We start from the raw sequence: 17,933 nt of genomic DNA, 5'->3' as shown, positions 1-17,933 counted from the left end.
GTGACTACCCTTTCCTTATATTTTGGCTTATTTTGAAGAAAATTTTTCAATCATAAATGGTACGATGTCATCCACCGCAACCAAAGTTTGTTCAGCTGTTGCCAACTCTTTTACGGCAAACTGTGCAGCTTCCACCTCGCGCTCACCCAAAATCAGCGCGAAAAGAGCACCCGATTGATCCGCTTTTTTCATTTGTGACTTCATTGAACCATGTGAACCCACTTTTAAACGAAGCGTGCTTGATGCTGCATCTAACTGGTTACGAATCTGTTCTGCAAGCACCAAAGCTTTGCCCTGTGACGCTGGATCAGCCAATAAAAACATTTCACAGTCACGTATAGGCGTAGCGTCTTCGACTTGCTCAAGCAACAACAACAGACGCTCCATACCCATCGCAAAGCCAACTGCAGGTACAGACTGATCAGCCTTGCCTTTAAGCTGACCCACTAAGCCATCGTAACGACCGCCCGCACAGACTGTACCTTGTGAGCCCAAATGCGTGGTGGTCCACTCAAAAACTGTCTTGTTGTAATAATCTAAGCCACGCACCAGTTTTTGGTTAATCACGAAGCTCACACCTGCATCAGTTAAATACTGCTGCAAAGTTGCAAAGTGCTGTAGCGTCTCTTCCCCCATAAAGTCATGCAACTTCGGCGCATTTTCTAAAATGGCTTGGGTTTTTGCATCTTTAGAGTCAAGGATACGTAGTGGGTTGGTGGTTAAACGACGCTGTGAATCTTCATCCAAATCATTTTTATGTGATTCTAAGAACTCCACCAATGCCGCACGATAAGCTGCACGCTCATCAGACTCACCCAAAGTATTCAACTCAAGTTGAACTTTATCTGCCACACCCATGCGTTTCCACAGACGTGCCGTCATCAAAATCAGCTCAGCATCCATATCTGGGGTTGCAACACCAAAGGTTTCCACGCCAAATTGGTGGAACTGACGGTAACGACCCTTTTGTGGCTTTTCATAACGGAACATCGGCCCGATATACCAAACACGAGGCGTCGCACCGCGAAGCAAGTTATGCTCCAGCATGGCACGTACACAGCCCGCTGTTCCTTCAGGACGCAAAGTCAAAGACTCAGGCGGATTACCTTTGTCCAAGAAGGTGTACATTTCTTTTTCAACGATATCCGTTGCATCACCAATCGAACGTTTGAACAAATTGGTTTGCTCAACAATAGGCAAACGAATTTGCTGGTAGCCATACGCATCCATCAATGATGCGAGATGCTGTTCAAGACGTCTCCACGCTGGTGTTTGCGTAGGAAGAATGTCATTAAAACCTTTGATTGCGACAATTGAACTCATGATGAACTACGGATGATCTCTTTAGATTTAGCTTCTTCAAGCTCTGAAACACGCTGACGAACCATCGTTTCGATTTCGTCAACCAACTGATTTGTGTCAATTAAATGGCTCTTTTCACCATTACGATACACCAGTGAACGTGGACTTGCACCAACTACACCAATATCGGCTTCTTTGGCTTCACCTGGACCATTCACTTTACACCCAATCACCGACACATCCATTGGGGTACGAATATCCTCTAAACGCTCTTCTAAGGCTTGCATCACTGAAATCACGTTAAACTCTTGACGTGAACAGCTTGGACAAGCAATGAAGTTGATTCCATTTGAGCGAAGACTGAGTGATTTTAAAATATCAAAACCAATCTTAATCTCTTCTTCAGGTTCCGCTGCCAAGGAAATACGCATGGTGTCACCAATGCCATCCAATAACAAACCGCCCAATGCAATCGCAGACTTCACTGAACCTGTACGGTAAATCCCAGCTTCCGTTACACCCAGGTGTAACGGATTATCAATTTGCTGTGAAAGTAGGCGATAAGCGTCCATGGTTAAAAACACATTGGATGCTTTCACTGAGACTTTGAATTCGTGGAAATCTAAACGGTCTAGAATATCAATATGACGCATCGCCGATTCAAGCAAAGCCTGACCAGTTGGCTCACCATATTTCTTTTGAATATCTTTTTCCAGTGAACCTGCATTCACCCCAATACGCATAGAAATATCGTTATGGCGCGCTGCAGCTACCACTTCACGGATTTTAGCTTCAGAGCCAATATTCCCGGGATTAATCCTTAAACAGTCCGCACCCAAGTCTGCAACACGCAGTGCAATCTTGTAATCAAAATGAATATCTGCAACCAACGGCACTGATGAACGCTTGCGAATTTCACCAAAAGCCTCTGCCGCTTCCATCGTCGGTACAGAAACACGCATGATGTCCGCACCCACATCTGCACAACGCTGAATTTGCGCCAGCGTTGCTTCCACATCACAAGTTTCAGTATTGGTCATACTTTGAATGCTGATAGGTGCATCACCACCGACATAGACCGAACCTACACGAATCTTGCGAGTAGGCTTGCGTTTAATTGGATTTACAATCATTGCTTTTCCTTGATCCCATTAACGTGACAAGCGGAAATCTGCTTTTCCACCGACGGTATATGGTGACAATGAAATACTTTCATTATTTAAGCTGAGTGACACAGCAGCGGCATCATCGATACGAATTTGAAAAGGTGTCTCGCCAGCAAGCTCAAGTGTAGAGGCTTGACGCCCTGTTGCCAGTACTTTCCCAGTTGAATCGACAATATGTACAGACGTAGGACGATTGAACTCAAGTTTCAACTGATCCCCTGTAGTTGCAGCAGCCCCATTCATATTGATGATTTGTACATCAGATTCAGTCTGCGGAGTCGTAGCCTCATCTGTACTGCCTGACCAATTCTGAATCATGCCGAACAACGCTGCCAAAATCGCAATTACAATAATCGCAATCAGTCCACGTTTCAACCATTTACGGTTACGGTCACGGTTAGAGCCAGGTAATTTACCCATGATTTTAATCGGTGAATTATTCAATGCATGATTTGGCAATAGCCCCGTATCATTGGCATAGATATCATCAAAACGCTGAATAATCGTAGTAGCATCCACTTTTAGGAACTTCGCATAAGTACGATAGTAACCCTTAATAAAAGTTGCTTCTGGAAGCGCCGTATATTCATCCTGCTCAAGCGCAGTTAAAGTCTTGAGTGGAATATTCAACTCTTTGGCAACGTCGCTTAATTCACGTTTTTGCGTAATACGAATTTGACGAAGATAATCACCCGGACGTTGGATATTTCCTAAAGCATTGCTAGAACCATTCGATTGTGGTGAATTAGGATTTACTTCCATACGGCCTCAGTAGTGTACTGTAATTGCAAATAACGTTTGTATTCTTGACTGTCTGGATACAATGCACGTAACTGGTTGACCAGTACTTGCGAACCCATCGTGTCATGATTTGCTCGCGCAATTCGGATCCCAATCCAAAGCGCACGTGCATCTAAGTTTTTCTCGCCAACCGCTCGCACAAACTGTTCATAGTACTGCGTAGCTTCAGCATTTTGCTGACGTAAATATGAAATTTCCGCCATTTCGATCATGGCAAGATAGGCACCTGAGTTTACCTGTAGGGCTTGTTTAAAAGCTGCTTCTGCTTCCGCCACTCGACCTACTTGTAGATACGCACGACCTAAATTTTCCAATGCTCGATAACGTTGATCATACCCTAAAGTTGAACCTGCAACTTGAAGTTGATCAATCGCGTCATTATAACGCCCAATTTGATATAAATACGTACCGTAGTTGTTACGAGCCTGTGCATTTTTTGGCTCAGCCGCAATTGCATGCTTAAAATAACGCTCTGCCTTTTCCACATTTTGTGGACTGCCTTCACGCTGTAACAATACGCCCATCATCATATTTGCAGATGCATCACGAGAGTCGATGTCTAATGCTTGATCCAATGTACGTTTCGCAGCATCGTAATCATTCGACTTAATATATTCAGCCGCCAACTGCGTTCTAACTTGTACTGCTTTACTTGGATCACCTTTCGTATTCACGGTTTGGCAACCCACCAAGTACCACACTGACACACCCAGTGTCAGCGCAAGGCAAAGTTTAGAAACGGGTTTTTTCAATTGGCATCCCCTTATATTATCCTTGTGAACGTAGAATCTCGTTTTTCTCTGCTACTTTCTTTTTCCACTGCTCAGCACGACGTGTTCGATCGGCCACTTGACCGACCAATTGTCCGCAGGCAGCATCAATGTCATCGCCACGCGTTTGACGAATCGTACACACAAATCCAGCGTCAGACAAAGTTTTTTGGAAAGAAATAATGCGGTTGCGACTTGAACGACCATAAGGCGCATGTGGAAATGGATTAAACGGAATTAAATTAATTTTACTTGGTAAGTTCTTCAACAACTTAATCATCTGCTGCGCATGCTCAGGATGATCGTTCACCCCATCCAACATCACATATTCAATTGTGACATGCTTACGCGCACTTTCATTACCGTCTTTAGCGATATAACGCTGACATGCTGCAATCAATTGTGCCAATGGATATTTTTTATTGATTGGAACCAATTCATTCCGTAGTTCGTCATTTGGCGCGTGTAGGGAGATTGCCAATGCAACATCAATATCTTGTGCCAATTGATCAATTTTCGGCACTACACCTGAAGTCGACAAGGTCACACGGCGCTTAGACATACCATAAGCAAAGTCATCTAGCATAATACGCATTGAACTCAATACGGCATCATAGTTGAGTAATGGCTCGCCCATCCCCATCATTACGACGTTGGTCACCGAACGCTCACGCTCAGCTACAGGCACATCTTCCATATAAGAATAGTTTGCGACCCATAACTGACCAATAATTTCATCTGGGTTTAAGTCGCGCTGAAAGCCTTGTTTACCGGTTGAACAGAATGAACAATCCAGTGCACAGCCCACTTGAGATGAAATACATAAAGTACGGCGCAAACCACTGCGATGTTCAGCAGGAATCAATACGGTTTCAACCAAAGAGCCTTCGCCCTCACCGACACGAAAGACCCACTTACGCGTACCATCTTTAGAATAATTTTTATGCACCACTTCTGGCGCTTTAATTTCACAAAGTTTTTCAAGTTTTTCACGCAACTTGCCTGAGATATTGGTCATCTCAGCAAAATCAGTCACAAAAAACTGGTGAATCCATTTCATCACCTGTCCTGCGCGAAACTTTTTTTCTCCCATATCTTCGAAGAATTTTTCAAGCTGCGGACGTGACATGCCAAGTAAGTTCACTTTCGCAACAGAGTTTTGCTGTGCAGGAGCGGATGGAGATTGTTGCTGTTCAGCCGAAACTGTAGAGACAGCGACCACTTCAGTACTCATGTGTATTACCTAAACCATGTCTAACGATGAAAGGAGAAGCTCAATAAACGAGCAGAAATTTATTCAGGGAATAAAAAAACCAGATAAGTATAATAACACTTATCTGGTTTGAATACTTCGAATTAACGAGTACGTGGAGCAATCTCAGTTTGAGCGAAGAAGTAGTTAACTTCACGATCAGCAGATGCTACAGAGTCAGAACCGTGAGCAGCATTTTCGTCGATGCTTACAGCGAAGTCAGCGCGGATAGTACCTGGAGCAGCTTCTTTAGGGTTAGTTGCGCCAAGGATTTCGCGGTGAGCAAGAACTGCGTTTTCGCCTTCAAGAACTGAAACAACAACTGGACCAGAAGTCATGAACGCAACTAGGTCAGCAAAGAAACCACGTTCTTTGTGCTCTGCGTAGAAACCTTCAGCTTCAGCTTGAGTCAAGTGTTTCATTTTAGTTGCAACGATTTGAAGACCAGCTTTTTCAAAACGAGCAAAAATGTCACCGATGTGGTTTTTAGCAACTGCGTCTGGTTTTACGATAGATAAAGTACGTTCAATAGCCATGATTGGCTCCTTAAGTCAATGTAGACATGAAAATTTTGGCGCATTATACCGACATAATGCACAATTTTCTGCTTTTACTCTGTAAAAAGTTGCTTTTTTCGATACAAGGATTATCGCGCTTCGTCAATCCATGCCATTTGAATTGCTTCAAGCAAACCTTCAGTCGACTTGGTCGGATCATCACTAAAGTCTGGTAAGGCACACACCCAAGCATGTAAGTCTGTAAAGCGAATCCACTGCGGATCGACATCTGGATGAGCTTCATACAACTCAATAGCAATATCAATAGTGTCTGACCAACGTAAGCCCATGGTGGAGTCTCATCACAATGTAGAAGATGCTGTACTGTAGCAAACTCTGAAATTTAAGCGCTAGTTTGTTTGGGATAAAATTGGGCTTTTTTACAACACGATATTTAAAAATGGTGCACTACAAATTAAAGCGACGGCTACAACCACACCTATAGCCGCTCCGACCAACACATCACTTGGATAATGTAGCCCTAAAATCATGCGTGACGCGGCAACCAAAACAGTAAAAGGCAACATGAGCACCAATAAAATTGGCTGTACAAAGCCTAATAACGTACTGACCATCACTGCATGTAAAGTATGACCCGAAGGAAAACTAAAGTGATCGAGAGGTCGCTCACCCATTCGAATCACTTGATGTACTTGATAGGGTCTTGGGCGAATAGTTTTGATTTTTAAGACTTTATAAATTAAAGTCCCGCACAATGAACCGAGAACCAAATACAGGATTTGCAAACTGTAGACCAATCCTTGCAACAACCAAGTTAAAGCCAACATCGTGTACCAAAAGATGCCATCTCCCAATCGACTGATCCGCTTAAAAAAATTAGCTACAGCATGCGAATGGGAGAAATGATTGAGATAGACACAGCCTTTTAAATCTAAATCTAATATTCTTATTTTTGCAGTTTTAAGATTCATACCACTTCTCCTTAACAACAATGTTGAAAGTTCAGCTGGAAAATCATTGTTATATGACGATTTAATTCATCAAAATCGCTTCTCTTTAGGCTCATATTAAAGGGTATTTTTGACAGTTTGATGATTTAAGTTAAAACCCATCAAAATTACCCAACTCATCTTTATCACCGACGCTTTTAATATAGCTATTGGTTAAGGTGCTGCCTTAATCTTTGCCGCGTGATATAAGGCTTGCTCAAACTGTTTTACAGGATACTGCCAGCCCACACTTTCAATGTCTTGACGTGCTTGAGTTCCCATACATCTAAGCACCTTTTGCTCTGGCAACTGAATAATAGTTTGCATAAAGTGTGCCACTTGTCCAAAAGGACTCAACCACCCTGTTATACCTTGCTTGATATAACGCTGCGGACTGGCATAGTTATAGGCCACCACAGGTAAGCCACTGGCCATGGCTTCGAGTACCACATTACCAAAAGTCTCTATTTGACTAGCAAAAACAAAAGCATCTGCACTGGCGTAGGTTTGAGCAAGTGACTGCCCTGTTAAGCTTCCCGTAAAAATAACATCTGAGCCATTTGCCATGTCAGTTAAACGCTTACGATCCGGGCCATCCCCCACAATCACCATTTTCAACTTGCGTGATTGCTGCTTCTTGATATTCAAATAGCTTTCAATGAGCACATCGACTTCTTTTTCTGGAGATAAACGCCCCACATATAACAGCACCGTAGTATTTGCATCTGCTTGCCAACGCTGACGCAATTGTTCTGAGCGGTGCTCTGGATGGAAGCGAGTTGTATCGACCCCTCGCCCAACCTCAACCAAAGGACAAGTCACCCCAAAGGCCTGGAGTTGATTTAACGTCGTTTGACTCGGCACACAGGTGAGTACCGTATGGTTATGAAACCAGCGAAGATAACTTTCAATCGGTTTGACCAGCAAAGCCAAATCAAAGAAGCGGCTAAAATCATGAAAAGTTGAATGAAAACCACTCGACACTGGAATTTGATGTGCTTGAGCAGCATACAGTGCCGTCAACCCCAACGGTCCTTCCGTCACAATATGGACCACATCTGGTGCGAAGCATTCAATCGCTTTGCTGACTTTGACATACTGTGGCATACCAAACTGCATGTCGGCATATTTAGGAATGCTTTTTGCCCAAACCAAACACTCCTGTTCCGCCTGAAAGTCGGTACATATGTTTTTTTGTATTGGGCGGATGAGCTGAATACGATGTCCCAGTGTCTGCAAACCTTTACACAGTTGTAATAAAGAGTTCGCCACACCATTAATTTCTGGTGACCATGTTTCCGTCACGATGGTTATTTTTAACTTGGGTTTGAGGGTTTCTTCAAGGATAGAGAGTTCTTGCTGAATATTATGCTGATGTTGTTGCTTGAGATAAAACCGCTGAGGTTCTGGGAAATTGTGCTGTTTGAATAATTTTGTTGTAATTGAACCGATCATACTATTCCAAACTTTTCTTATTTTCCTCCAAGTTTAGGCAAACTATTTGACAGTTTTATGATAATGAATGCAATCAAATAAAAAGATACCTATGATTAGTAGGTATCTTTTTACATATTAATAGTTTAAAGACCTAAAATTTAAAACATCAAATTAATATACAAGCTATCTTTATACACACCTGCTGGGGTTAAGGCAGTTGGGCGCTCCATCAATTGCACCAAGACTACAAACTTATTTTGCTCAGTTGCTGGTTGAGCAATAGGGCTATTCCAACGTGATGCACTTGCTCCTGAAATATTCATTTGAGTTCTCAATTTATAGTTTTTCTCATTGACTAAATAACTACTCCCTGTTGCATTAGTTAAATTACGCGAATTGAATTTAATCGCGTAATTACTATCACAAGCCACTGAGAAAGAAGTTGCAGCTTGACTAAGATACGATGAACTTAGATTCAACTGGCTTGAAGTTAAACGCTCAATTTGACACTGTTTTGCATAAGCTATTGGGGTGGCCGCTACACAAAACAGCAGTATAATAATGTTCAGTTTCATGGCTCTACTCCATTTATTTACACTGAAGATCCAGTACTGATGAGTTGTCATCATTCTTAGTATCTGTAATTGTAAGTTCTGCCGAACAACTGCGTGCTTCTTTAGTTTTAATTTGTATCTTATATATTCCCGGAATCAAACCAGAAAGCGTTACGCTACCATCGGTAGAAATCGGATAAACCTCTCCTTCACCATTATTATCAATATAAAGCTCCGAACCAGCAGCAAAAGACCGATTGTTACTGTCTACTGGTTTAACAGTGACTTGTTTCGCATGGAATACTGGGAAATTGATGATATAACCGCGTTGATTTAAAGCTGTTAATTGTTTGCTTGAATACTGTATTTTATCTTCGATAGGTAGTTGATTTTGATCAAATGCAATGTCGTATTTAACATAAGGAATAACATCATGAATAAAGGCATACCCCTTTTTATTGGTTTTATCAACATAGGTCAGCGATCTTAAAATATCAATATCTTGATAATCCCCTACTTTGACTAGAGTAAATGCGTTATCAACCATTTTAGTAAAACTGATTTTATTACCCAACCAAACAACTGCTCCTCGATAATTTAACTGTGATTCACGATCTTTACGACCCTGCACATGATAGAAATCTAAATCTCCTACATCTGTTTTAACAACACCATTAAAGTTAAACATCGTATCTTCACTACGACGGTTTACGCCAAGAGAATAATCGAAACCGACTTGATTGGAATCATATTTCACCAACTGGAGATTTGTATTTTGGTCAGCTGATTGACTAAAGTAAACGGACTTATTATCAAAACTGTAGCTAAGTGAAAGAATGCCGCCTGAGTCTTTCCTGTCACCAAAAGAGTTGAAATAGCTTAAACCAAATGAAATTCGACGACCAAAATTCCGATTAAACCCAACATTTATTACCTTTTGGTTACTATTAGGAAACTCAGGATTTTCATAGTATTTTTGTTCTGCATAGTTAATATTTAGATTATGTAAATAGGGCACATTACTCATACCAAAATATGCAAGATTTTCAAACTTCGGATAGTTAGAATTGGCACCTAACTCATCTCCTAAAAATTTAAAATCTTTTTCTGTATATTTTGAACTCGCCCCCATTGAAAATCGACCAAAGTCTTTACTTGCGGATAACCCATAGGAATAATTAAATTGGTTTTCATCATCATGAGAAGCAAGAACAACACTATCGAGAACAAAAATATTACTAATCGCTTGTGTCCACATGAAGCCTATATTTTGTATATCTTTACTGTAAGATAAATTGCTTCCTAACGTAGTTGAGTTTGACATACCTCTGCGAAAATAAGTATTCACAAAGAAGTCCCTATAATCACTGCTATCCAAATTATAGTTATAACGAAGTTTACCTGCTGCAACACTATATTCATGCAAACCAGATCGTAATAGTCTATTGGTCACCATAATAGGAAAGCTTTGTACACTTCGATTCCCGAGTACATCCTCAACTACAATTTGCGCATTACCTGCCTGTTGGATTTGTGCCCCCATCAGTAAGTTATAATCACCAGGGCTCACCTTTTGATTATAAATATTTACGCCATTTATATATAAGTCAACAGTAGAAGGAACGCGCGCACTCCCTTGTAAGCTTGGCATATTCCAGTACACAAAATTTGGTCTTTCAGTGTAATTCGTCCCCCAATTTAAACCTGCAAAACGTAAAGAATTAATCAAAGGGTTATATGTAGTTGTAGTATCCCCTATCGTTAAGCGGGTCATATGTTTAGGAAATTCAAAATCGACACTACTACTTAGGCGAACCACCCGCTCATCAGTGGGGGTATTCTGATACAACATCGAGTTTTTCATGATCCAATAATCTTTGAAAACCCCTAGCTCCATAAGTCCACTATATGAGTTATTAGAATTACTATTTGCATAAAGAAAATCATAATTTATGAAACCACCAAAACTGGCTTTTTCTGGAATAACACTTGCATTTAAGTTATTAAAATCAGATTCAAAAGAGTCTGTAGGAATAGTCAATTTAATGGATTGTGATGAGTCATCAAACGCTGACTGAATTACTCCTGATGACACTGAACAAAACTCTGGCCGAGAGGAGAGCGTTTTTAATTGGCTCGTTGTAATTTGACGTTCTGCCAGTATATTACATTCAATATAGTATTGATCGCCTTCTTTTAATAAGGCAACATCCGTATGATGATCTAAATCATTAATCCATAAATTTGCAATATTTTCTTCCAGCACAGCTTCACTGGCATTCACATTTAGTGCAAAAAAAATATGAATAACGATAAGTATTCTTATTTTCGTATTCATCATAAACTCCCCACCTCAGACTAATCCGAGAATTTGAGTTCCACCATTTTATCGTTCTTATCAGTAAACAATTGAACATAATAGTTTTTAGGATTTGATATTCGTGTATTGTTTAAATCATAGGACGTGCTTTTATTTGCAAGCAAATAACTCATAGTTTCCGTTTTAAAAACTTCTTTTTTATTAGCATCGACAATCTTCAAATTTGCAATTTGAATATGCGAATTCGCGTTATTTTTAACAACGAGTTTATTATTTTCAACGTTGAAATTTAGTTTAACATCTTCCTGCTTACCAACAAAGAGGGGTAAATTAAAGCTAACCAGAAAATTTACTGAAGATTCTTTTACAGCCTGTGGAATTTCATCAACCATCACACGCCATGTCCCTTCTTGTTGCCCTTCTAAAACCGACTCTACCGGACGATTAAAACCGATACGAATGGTTTGCTTGCCATTGGCTTGTAAAATAAAATTCTTAGGGTTAATAATTAAACTATTGTCAGGCTCAAGCACATTTTCACCATTATCTTTTTGAGTCCACTTAAATGCTTTAACTTCAAAAATTCGCTTTTCTGTCTCATCTTTAGATTCTAGGGTTAATGTTGTTGTTCTTTGCTTTGCGGGATTTTGAATATACATTTGGACTGGGTCAACTGAAACACCAGCATGTGTTCCCGACATATACAGCATCGAAGACACCAGAATTGGTATTATTCTTTTCATGTTACGCCCCTTATTATAATTTTAAAAAACCTAACCTGATACTGTGATCAAGTTAGGCTTAGTTTAACCAGATTAGTAGTAAACTTTAATTTTATAAGTATCGTTGTATGTACCCGCACGTTGGAAGGCACTTACTGCTGCATTTGTAACAGATACAGAATATACATCATCAGCTAGACCATTGTGATTTGAGTTACCAAATGGAATTACACCGCCACCTGTTTTATTTGTAACAATTGTTGTTGGTACACGAACACTGCCATCGTCCTCATGTTTAACATAAGTACTTGCACTTGTACCTGTGTTCGCTGTTTGAATGTTAAGTGTATAGTGCGTATTACTACGTACAGTGTAATTTGAACTTTGTGTTCCACCATTTTTATTCAGCGTAATGGCACTACCGCCAAGCACTTCACATTTTTTAGGGATTTCTAATTTAATAGGAATATCTTTTTCACAACCTAGAGAAGTACAGTTCCCCCAGTTATAACTAGGGCGTGATGCTGTATCATCATCTGCATAAAGGGCTGTAGAACCTGCACCTAATAGTGTTGCAACTAATGATGCTTGAAGTATTTTATTCATAGCTATTCTCCGAGATTTTTCTTCTAAACCAAATTAATTGTTATGGTGTTTACCCTTAATCAAACTGGGCCTTGCATGGCTACCAAGCTTTTCTTAAGTGTGTGTTTATTCTAATTGTTCTGTACAAAAAACCACCTATGCACCCTTTTTCACTCAAATAGAGGACCAACTTTAAAACTCCAAAAAAATAAAATTAAAATAATGTTTTTATTTCTATTTTATTTATTTATTAACTTTATAAATCCCTAAAAACAGTTACACCACTTTCAGTGATACACAATTTTAGTCCTTTTTTATATTTTAAATAGATCTCTGTTTTATATTAGAAATTCACTTTTACATTTCATTACATCTTCAGTTGAATAATTTCTTAAATCGCTAAAAAATTCATTTTTCATCTTTTTTTTACTTTACATTTCCATAAATTTTTCAATTCAGGTCGATCATCTTGCTAAAATCCAAAGTTTATTCACATGCTATTTACCCAATTTCAGTGATTGAACAATATGACTAAAATCACATAATCAAGCCTTAAATTTACATGACCTACTATTTTAGAAATCAAAAACTCACACTAAAAACCCAAACGTAATGATAGGTACACTTTTTTGAGAGTTTCATTTATTGCAATAAAGCCCATGGATACGTTATTAATCCAATAGTTTTTTGACGATATATGGTGCCCATATATCTAGCACTGAAATGAAATAAACGTGGACTCCATATAACGATTTTGAACACGGGTAAGATCAACTTATAGCTGTGTACCGATAGCCATATCATGGCCCTATTTATACTCACATTTTTTTAATTAATAGCTTTGCCCTACATAAAACATGATAGTAGATCAATAAAAAACCCTACCGAAGCAGGGTTTTATTACTTAAAATAAGCTAGATTAGAAACTTAGTTCTTTTTTATCTACAATTTTGTTTGCTTAAATCTAAGGTACGAAAAAAAAGGGAAAGCATTGTTTTCCCTTTTTTAAAGGCACGTAACGTAACCTTAGTTCTTTTCTTTATCGACGATCTTGTTTGCCTGAATCCAAGGCATCATCGCGCGTAACTTACCACCTGTTACCTCAATACCATGCGCTGCGTTTTGACGACGACGCGCAGTCATTGATGGGTAGTTCAACGCACCTTCGTTAATGAACATTTTTGCATATTCACCAGATTGAATACGTTTAAGTGCATTGCGCATCGCTTCACGAGACTGTTCGTTGATTACTTCAACGCCAGTTACGTACTCACCATATTCAGCGTTGTTTGACACTGAATAGTTCATATCCGCGATACCACCTTCAAACATTAAGTCAACGATTAACTTAAGTTCGTGTAAGCATTCAAAGTAAGCCATTTCAGGCGCATAACCTGCTTCAACCAAAGTTTCGAAGCCCATTTTCACAAGTTCTACTGCACCACCACAAAGAACTGCTTGCTCACCAAATAAGTCAGTTTCAGTTTCTTCACGGAAAGAAGTCTCGATAATACCTGTACGACCACCACCTACGCCTGAAGCATAAGAAAGTGCTAGGTTACGTGCATTACCAGACGCATCTTGATGAATCGCGATTAAGTCAGGAACGCCTGAACCACGTTGGTATTCAGAACGTACAGTATGGCCTGGTGCTTTTGGTGCAACCATGATTACGTCAAGGTCAGCACGTGGAACTACTTGGTTGTAAAGAACAGAGAAACCATGAGCAAATGCTAAAGTCGCGCCTTCTTTAATGTTTGGCTCGATCACGTCACGGTAAAGTTGTGATTGGAACTCATCTGGAGTCAAGATCATGACTACGTCAGCTTGTGCTACAGCAGCAGGAACTTCAGCAACTTTAAGACCTGAATTTTCAGCTTTTTTCCAAGAAGTAGAACCAGCGCGTAAACCTACAGTTACGTCTACACCAGAATCTTTAAGGTTAAGCGCGTGTGCGTGACCTTGTGAACCGTAACCAATGATCGCTACTTTCTTAGATTGGATGATAGATAAGTCGCAGTCTTTATCGTAAAAAATTTGCATTGCTGTCTCCGCTAAAATGCTTGGTATTCTGTAATTCCATCAAGGGGTTTATTGTTTGATGAAATCCTCCTCTTTCTCAAAAGGAGGTTGAATCGTGTTAATTAATTAAATGGTTAAAACTTTTTCGCCACGCGCGATGCCTGAAACACCTGAGCGCACAACTTCCAGAATGGTGTTCTCTGCGAGTGCATCAATAAAACCATCAATTTTTTCAGTCGTACCCGCGATTTGAATGGTGTAGGTCGTTGGGGTGACATCAACAATTTGCGCACGGAAAATGTCCGCAGTTCGTTTAATTTCAGCACGTGCTGAGCCAAGTGATTTGACTTTAATCAACATCAACTCACGCTCAATGTGCGCACCTTCAGACAGATCAACCACTTTCACCACTTCAACCAATTTGTTGAGCTGTTTGGTGATTTGTTCAATTTTATGGTCATCGCCATAAGTCGTTAATGTCAAACGAGATAAGGTCGGATCTTCGGTTGGCGCAACGTTTAAGGTCTCAATGTTATAACCACGTTGAGAAAATAAACCCACCAAACGAGAAAGCGCACCAGCTTCGTTTTCTACAAGTACAGAGATAATGTGTCTCATGACGTGCGCTCCCCTTTACCTAACCACATATCTTGCATTGACTGACCTGCAATAAGCATTGGATAAACATGCTCGGTACGGTCAACCATAACGTTGATGAATACACATTTATCGTTGATTGCCATTGCTTCTGCAAGCTTAGACTCAAGCTCATCGGCATGGTTAATCTGAATACCTACATGACCATACGCTTCCATCAATTTAGGGAAGTCAGGCAATGAATCGATATAAGAACTTGAGTGACGTCCTTCATAGTTCATATCTTGCCACTGCTTCACCATGCCTAAGGCTTGGTTATTCAAGCAAAGAATTTTCACATTTAAGCCATATTGCTTACATGTTGATAATTCTTGGATACACATCTGGATGGATGCTTCACCCGTGATACAAACCACTTGTTGATCAGGGAAAGCCAATTTCGCCGCCATTGCATAGGGTAAACCCACACCCATGGTGCCTAGGCCACCTGAGTTAATCCATTGGCGTGGACGTTTATACTTGTAATAGTTCGCACCAAACATTTGATGCTGACCTACGTCAGAAGTAATGATCGCTTCACCATTGGTGATTTTATCCAGAGCTTCCACCACTTGTTGTGGTTTCATTACGCCATTTGTACCTGACTCATAACGCATGCCGTGAACTTTACGCCATTCATTGATTTGCGCCCACCAAGCAGCCATGTCTTCAGGATTTGGTTTAGACACATTCATTTGTTTCAACTGTGTCAACATTTCTTGAAGGACAGGTTCTACCGCACCCACGATCGGGATATGTGCCATGATGGTTTTTGAAATCGTCGCAGGGTCGATATCAATATGAATCACTTTGGCATTTGGACAGAATTTTGCTGGATTATTGGTTACACGGTCATCGAAACGCGCACCGATACACAAAATAACATCAGCATTGTGCATAGTCATATTGGCTTCATACGTACCATGCATACCCAACATGCCAATAAACTGTGGATCATTGCCTGGGAATGCACCAAGCCCCATCAAGGTATTGGTGACTGGGAAGCCCAAAATGTGCGCCAGTTCAGTTAACTGTGCAGAAGCATTACCTTGAACCACACCACCGCCAGTATAAATCACAGGACGTTTAGCGTGAATCAGCTCTTCAATCGCTTTACGAATTTGACCTGAGTGACCACGATGCGGCGGTTGATACGAACGCATCTTCACTTTTTCTGGGTATTCGTAAGCAAATTTCTCAGCAGGATTGGTTGCATCTTTTGGAATATCGACCACAACTGGACCCGGACGACCAGAAGCTGCAATATAAAATGCCTTCTTAATAATCGAAGGAATTTCGCTGGCATGGCGCACTTGGAAACTATGTTTTACGATCGGACGAGAAATACCGACCATATCTGTTTCTTGGAATGCATCTTCACCAATTAAATGTGACGCAACCTGACCTGACAAAATCACCATTGGGATTGAGTCCATATAAGCCGTTGCAATTGGAGTCACAGTATTGGTTGCACCCGGACCTGAAGTCACGAGGACCACACCCGTCTTACCTGTTACGCGTGAGTAAGCATCTGCCATATGACCAGCAGCTTGTTCATGGCGCACGAGGTAATGATTGATTTTGTCTTGTTGAAAGAACGCGTCGTAGATATGTAAAACTGCGCCGCCTGGATATCCAAATACATGTTCAACGCCTTCGTCCGCCAATGCGCGAACGAGCATTTCACCACCAGATAAAAGTTCCAACGTGATTCACCCTAATCTTTATCACTGCAATGGTGGAAGGCACCAGCAGTGTTTCATTCATTGATTGTCTGCACTGTTATAGCACACATATTTCTTAGTTTTCATAGCAATAGGAAAAAATTCTGATCTGTATGCTGTTTGAGCAATATGAGATCTAAAACGTGTTGGGATAAACACATTTTTTTACTTTGTTCACGGTCTCGGCTAGAAAGCGTGTCCATTGCATGAAATGACACTTTATCGAAGGGTGATCGAGTAAAGGCATATAAAACTAAAGACAGCATTTTTAGGAGTTTCGTGACTAAAGTCAAGTTTAAAAATTAGCTTTTTTTTGTTTATTTACAGAGCGTTTGTTTTTTATTCATCGCGGACAAAGAAAACTGAGCTGCTTTTTCTTGGTTTTTAGTGCAAAAACAAATAGATTTCTATTTCACTGAATTTATTAATAAAAAAACATAATAAAACCCATAAATAAGTTTAATAAGATATTCACCCAAATTTAAATCCAACATCTATCTCAGATTTTTTCAGTTTTAAATATAGATCAGCATTTGTTCATCAAGTTTTAGCATAACCATCTTATTTTCATACTGTGTCATAACGCATATTTCACGTATTAAACTGAGGATTTGGCCTGCAAAATATTTCAAAAAACTCAGATGAAAAATGCATCAAATAATGCTTATTGCTCTAAAATTGGCATAAAATAACGACAACGATAAACCCGATAAAATCCAATGATTACGGATATAAAAAGGACAATGGTAGATGAGTATTCAGTTTGCAAAAATGGCAGCATGTTTGGTGGGGATGGGGCTTGCAATGGGCAGTACACAAAGCTTTGCCAAGACGTATTATAAGTGGGTTGATAGCCAAGGCTCGACACATTACACCACGACACCTCCACCCAAAACAGCAAAGAAAAAAGGCAAAGTCGATACCTATGGTTGGAAAAATTCGCCACAAGCTGCTTCACCGGAAGCACCCCCACCTGCCAATATGCCAAATACCGTACCAGCTCCCCCCAATGCTGTACCAAGCGCAGCCCCAGCACCAGCGGTTGATTTAGAAAATCAACGACGTGAAGCGAATGAAGCACTTCAACAAGGCCAACAAGTCCGCCCTGCGGTTTAATCATTCCGTACGGTTCCAG

The 17,933-nt window shown here is 40.3% G+C and carries 17 protein-coding genes; 1 reads left to right on the top strand and 16 read right to left on the bottom strand.

Annotated features, from left to right (window positions below; all coding sequences use genetic code 11):
- Window positions 1-27: 27 nt before the first annotated feature.
- The 16 genes from hisS to ACSC9N_RS02625 form a co-directional block, all read right to left on the bottom strand.
- Window positions 28-1,323, bottom strand: coding sequence for a histidine--tRNA ligase (gene hisS / locus ACSC9N_RS02700; protein ID WP_004983518.1), 1,296 nt, complete (start codon window positions 1,321-1,323; stop codon window positions 28-30).
- Window positions 1,320-2,435: a flavodoxin-dependent (E)-4-hydroxy-3-methylbut-2-enyl-diphosphate synthase gene (ispG, locus tag ACSC9N_RS02695; RefSeq protein WP_004697677.1), complete on the bottom strand. Its 1,116-nt coding sequence runs from the start codon at window positions 2,433-2,435 to the stop codon at window positions 1,320-1,322. Before ispG ends, hisS begins: the two co-directional genes overlap by 4 nt.
- Before the next feature lie 18 nt (window positions 2,436-2,453).
- Complete coding sequence (locus ACSC9N_RS02690; protein ID WP_168159468.1) at window positions 2,454-3,230, bottom strand: helix-turn-helix domain-containing protein; 777 nt, start codon at window positions 3,228-3,230, stop codon at window positions 2,454-2,456.
- Window positions 3,221-4,021 (bottom strand): type IV pilus biogenesis/stability protein PilW, encoded by an 801-nt coding sequence (gene pilW, locus ACSC9N_RS02685; RefSeq protein WP_004983514.1) that lies wholly within the window; start codon window positions 4,019-4,021, stop codon window positions 3,221-3,223. The genes ACSC9N_RS02690 and pilW overlap by 10 nt, the downstream gene beginning before the upstream one ends.
- A 16-nt stretch (window positions 4,022-4,037) precedes the next feature.
- A complete protein-coding gene (rlmN, locus tag ACSC9N_RS02680) occupies window positions 4,038-5,273 on the bottom strand; it encodes a 23S rRNA (adenine(2503)-C(2))-methyltransferase RlmN (protein ID WP_004697671.1) in 1,236 nt (411 codons plus the stop codon).
- 122 nt (window positions 5,274-5,395) lie between these two features.
- Window positions 5,396-5,827: a nucleoside-diphosphate kinase gene (gene ndk / locus ACSC9N_RS02675; RefSeq protein ID WP_004697669.1), complete on the bottom strand. Its 432-nt coding sequence runs from the start codon at window positions 5,825-5,827 to the stop codon at window positions 5,396-5,398.
- A 110-nt stretch (window positions 5,828-5,937) separates the two neighbouring features.
- Entirely contained in the window at window positions 5,938-6,138 is a 201-nt protein-coding gene (gene iscX / locus ACSC9N_RS02670) for a Fe-S cluster assembly protein IscX (protein WP_004697668.1), read from the bottom strand.
- A 90-nt stretch (window positions 6,139-6,228) separates the two neighbouring features.
- Window positions 6,229-6,780 (bottom strand): phosphatase PAP2 family protein, encoded by a 552-nt coding sequence (locus ACSC9N_RS02665; protein WP_286406678.1) that lies wholly within the window; start codon window positions 6,778-6,780, stop codon window positions 6,229-6,231.
- A gap of 192 nt (window positions 6,781-6,972) precedes the next feature.
- Complete coding sequence (locus ACSC9N_RS02660) at window positions 6,973-8,253, bottom strand: glycosyltransferase family 4 protein (protein ID WP_286406677.1); 1,281 nt, start codon at window positions 8,251-8,253, stop codon at window positions 6,973-6,975.
- A gap of 140 nt (window positions 8,254-8,393) precedes the next feature.
- Window positions 8,394-8,810: a hypothetical protein gene (locus ACSC9N_RS02655; RefSeq protein WP_004983505.1), complete on the bottom strand. Its 417-nt coding sequence runs from the start codon at window positions 8,808-8,810 to the stop codon at window positions 8,394-8,396.
- A 13-nt stretch (window positions 8,811-8,823) separates the two neighbouring features.
- Window positions 8,824-11,127 (bottom strand): fimbria/pilus outer membrane usher protein, encoded by a 2,304-nt coding sequence (locus ACSC9N_RS02650; RefSeq protein ID WP_439036135.1) that lies wholly within the window; start codon window positions 11,125-11,127, stop codon window positions 8,824-8,826.
- A 20-nt stretch (window positions 11,128-11,147) separates the two neighbouring features.
- Window positions 11,148-11,852 (bottom strand): fimbrial biogenesis chaperone, encoded by a 705-nt coding sequence (locus ACSC9N_RS02645; protein WP_184118602.1) that lies wholly within the window; start codon window positions 11,850-11,852, stop codon window positions 11,148-11,150.
- 72 nt (window positions 11,853-11,924) lie between these two features.
- Complete coding sequence (locus ACSC9N_RS02640) at window positions 11,925-12,437, bottom strand: hypothetical protein (RefSeq protein WP_094148270.1); 513 nt, start codon at window positions 12,435-12,437, stop codon at window positions 11,925-11,927.
- 1,005 nt (window positions 12,438-13,442) lie between these two features.
- The gene (gene ilvC / locus ACSC9N_RS02635) at window positions 13,443-14,459 is read right to left on the bottom strand and encodes a ketol-acid reductoisomerase (RefSeq protein WP_004983494.1); all 1,017 of its coding nucleotides are present in this window, start codon (window positions 14,457-14,459) and stop codon (window positions 13,443-13,445) included.
- Between the two features lie 105 nt (window positions 14,460-14,564).
- Window positions 14,565-15,056, bottom strand: a complete 492-nt coding sequence (gene ilvN, locus ACSC9N_RS02630) for an acetolactate synthase small subunit (RefSeq protein ID WP_004697653.1) — start codon at window positions 15,054-15,056, stop codon at window positions 14,565-14,567.
- Window positions 15,053-16,780, bottom strand: a complete 1,728-nt coding sequence (locus ACSC9N_RS02625; protein WP_286406676.1) for an acetolactate synthase 3 large subunit — start codon at window positions 16,778-16,780, stop codon at window positions 15,053-15,055. Before ACSC9N_RS02625 ends, ilvN begins: the two co-directional genes overlap by 4 nt.
- A gap of 789 nt (window positions 16,781-17,569) precedes the next feature.
- Between ACSC9N_RS02625 and ACSC9N_RS02620 the strand changes: the two genes are divergently transcribed.
- A complete protein-coding gene (locus tag ACSC9N_RS02620; protein ID WP_395475266.1) occupies window positions 17,570-17,914 on the top strand; it encodes a DUF4124 domain-containing protein in 345 nt (114 codons plus the stop codon).
- The last annotated feature ends 19 nt before the right edge of the window (window positions 17,915-17,933 follow it).

It is taken from the genome of Acinetobacter sp. PC34 (genome assembly GCF_051789135.1).
In the GTDB taxonomy this organism is placed as follows: domain Bacteria; phylum Pseudomonadota; class Gammaproteobacteria; order Pseudomonadales; family Moraxellaceae; genus Acinetobacter; species Acinetobacter johnsonii.
The sequence above is the reverse complement of the archived record's forward strand: the minus strand, read 5'-3'. Positions and strand labels throughout refer to the sequence as shown.

Coding starts and splice junctions, on each gene's coding strand:
- hisS (WP_004983518.1), bottom strand. CDS start 1,323: ATGAGTTCAATTGTCGCAATCAAAGGTTTTAATGACATTCTTCCTACG.
- ispG (WP_004697677.1), bottom strand. CDS start 2,435: ATGATTGTAAATCCAATTAAACGCAAGCCTACTCGCAAGATTCGTGTA.
- ACSC9N_RS02690 (WP_168159468.1), bottom strand. CDS start 3,230: ATGGAAGTAAATCCTAATTCACCACAATCGAATGGTTCTAGCAATGCT.
- rlmN (WP_004697671.1), bottom strand. CDS start 5,273: ATGAGTACTGAAGTGGTCGCTGTCTCTACAGTTTCGGCTGAACAGCAA.
- ndk (WP_004697669.1), bottom strand. CDS start 5,827: ATGGCTATTGAACGTACTTTATCTATCGTAAAACCAGACGCAGTTGCT.
- iscX (WP_004697668.1), bottom strand. CDS start 6,138: ATGGGCTTACGTTGGTCAGACACTATTGATATTGCTATTGAGTTGTAT.
- ACSC9N_RS02665 (WP_286406678.1), bottom strand. CDS start 6,780: ATGAATCTTAAAACTGCAAAAATAAGAATATTAGATTTAGATTTAAAA.
- ACSC9N_RS02660 (WP_286406677.1), bottom strand. CDS start 8,253: ATGATCGGTTCAATTACAACAAAATTATTCAAACAGCACAATTTCCCA.
- ACSC9N_RS02655 (WP_004983505.1), bottom strand. CDS start 8,810: ATGAAACTGAACATTATTATACTGCTGTTTTGTGTAGCGGCCACCCCA.
- ACSC9N_RS02650 (WP_439036135.1), bottom strand. CDS start 11,127: ATGAATACGAAAATAAGAATACTTATCGTTATTCATATTTTTTTTGCA.
- ACSC9N_RS02645 (WP_184118602.1), bottom strand. CDS start 11,852: ATGAAAAGAATAATACCAATTCTGGTGTCTTCGATGCTGTATATGTCG.
- ACSC9N_RS02640 (WP_094148270.1), bottom strand. CDS start 12,437: ATGAATAAAATACTTCAAGCATCATTAGTTGCAACACTATTAGGTGCA.
- ilvC (WP_004983494.1), bottom strand. CDS start 14,459: ATGCAAATTTTTTACGATAAAGACTGCGACTTATCTATCATCCAATCT.
- ilvN (WP_004697653.1), bottom strand. CDS start 15,056: ATGAGACACATTATCTCTGTACTTGTAGAAAACGAAGCTGGTGCGCTT.
- ACSC9N_RS02620 (WP_395475266.1), top strand. CDS start 17,570: ATGGCAGCATGTTTGGTGGGGATGGGGCTTGCAATGGGCAGTACACAA.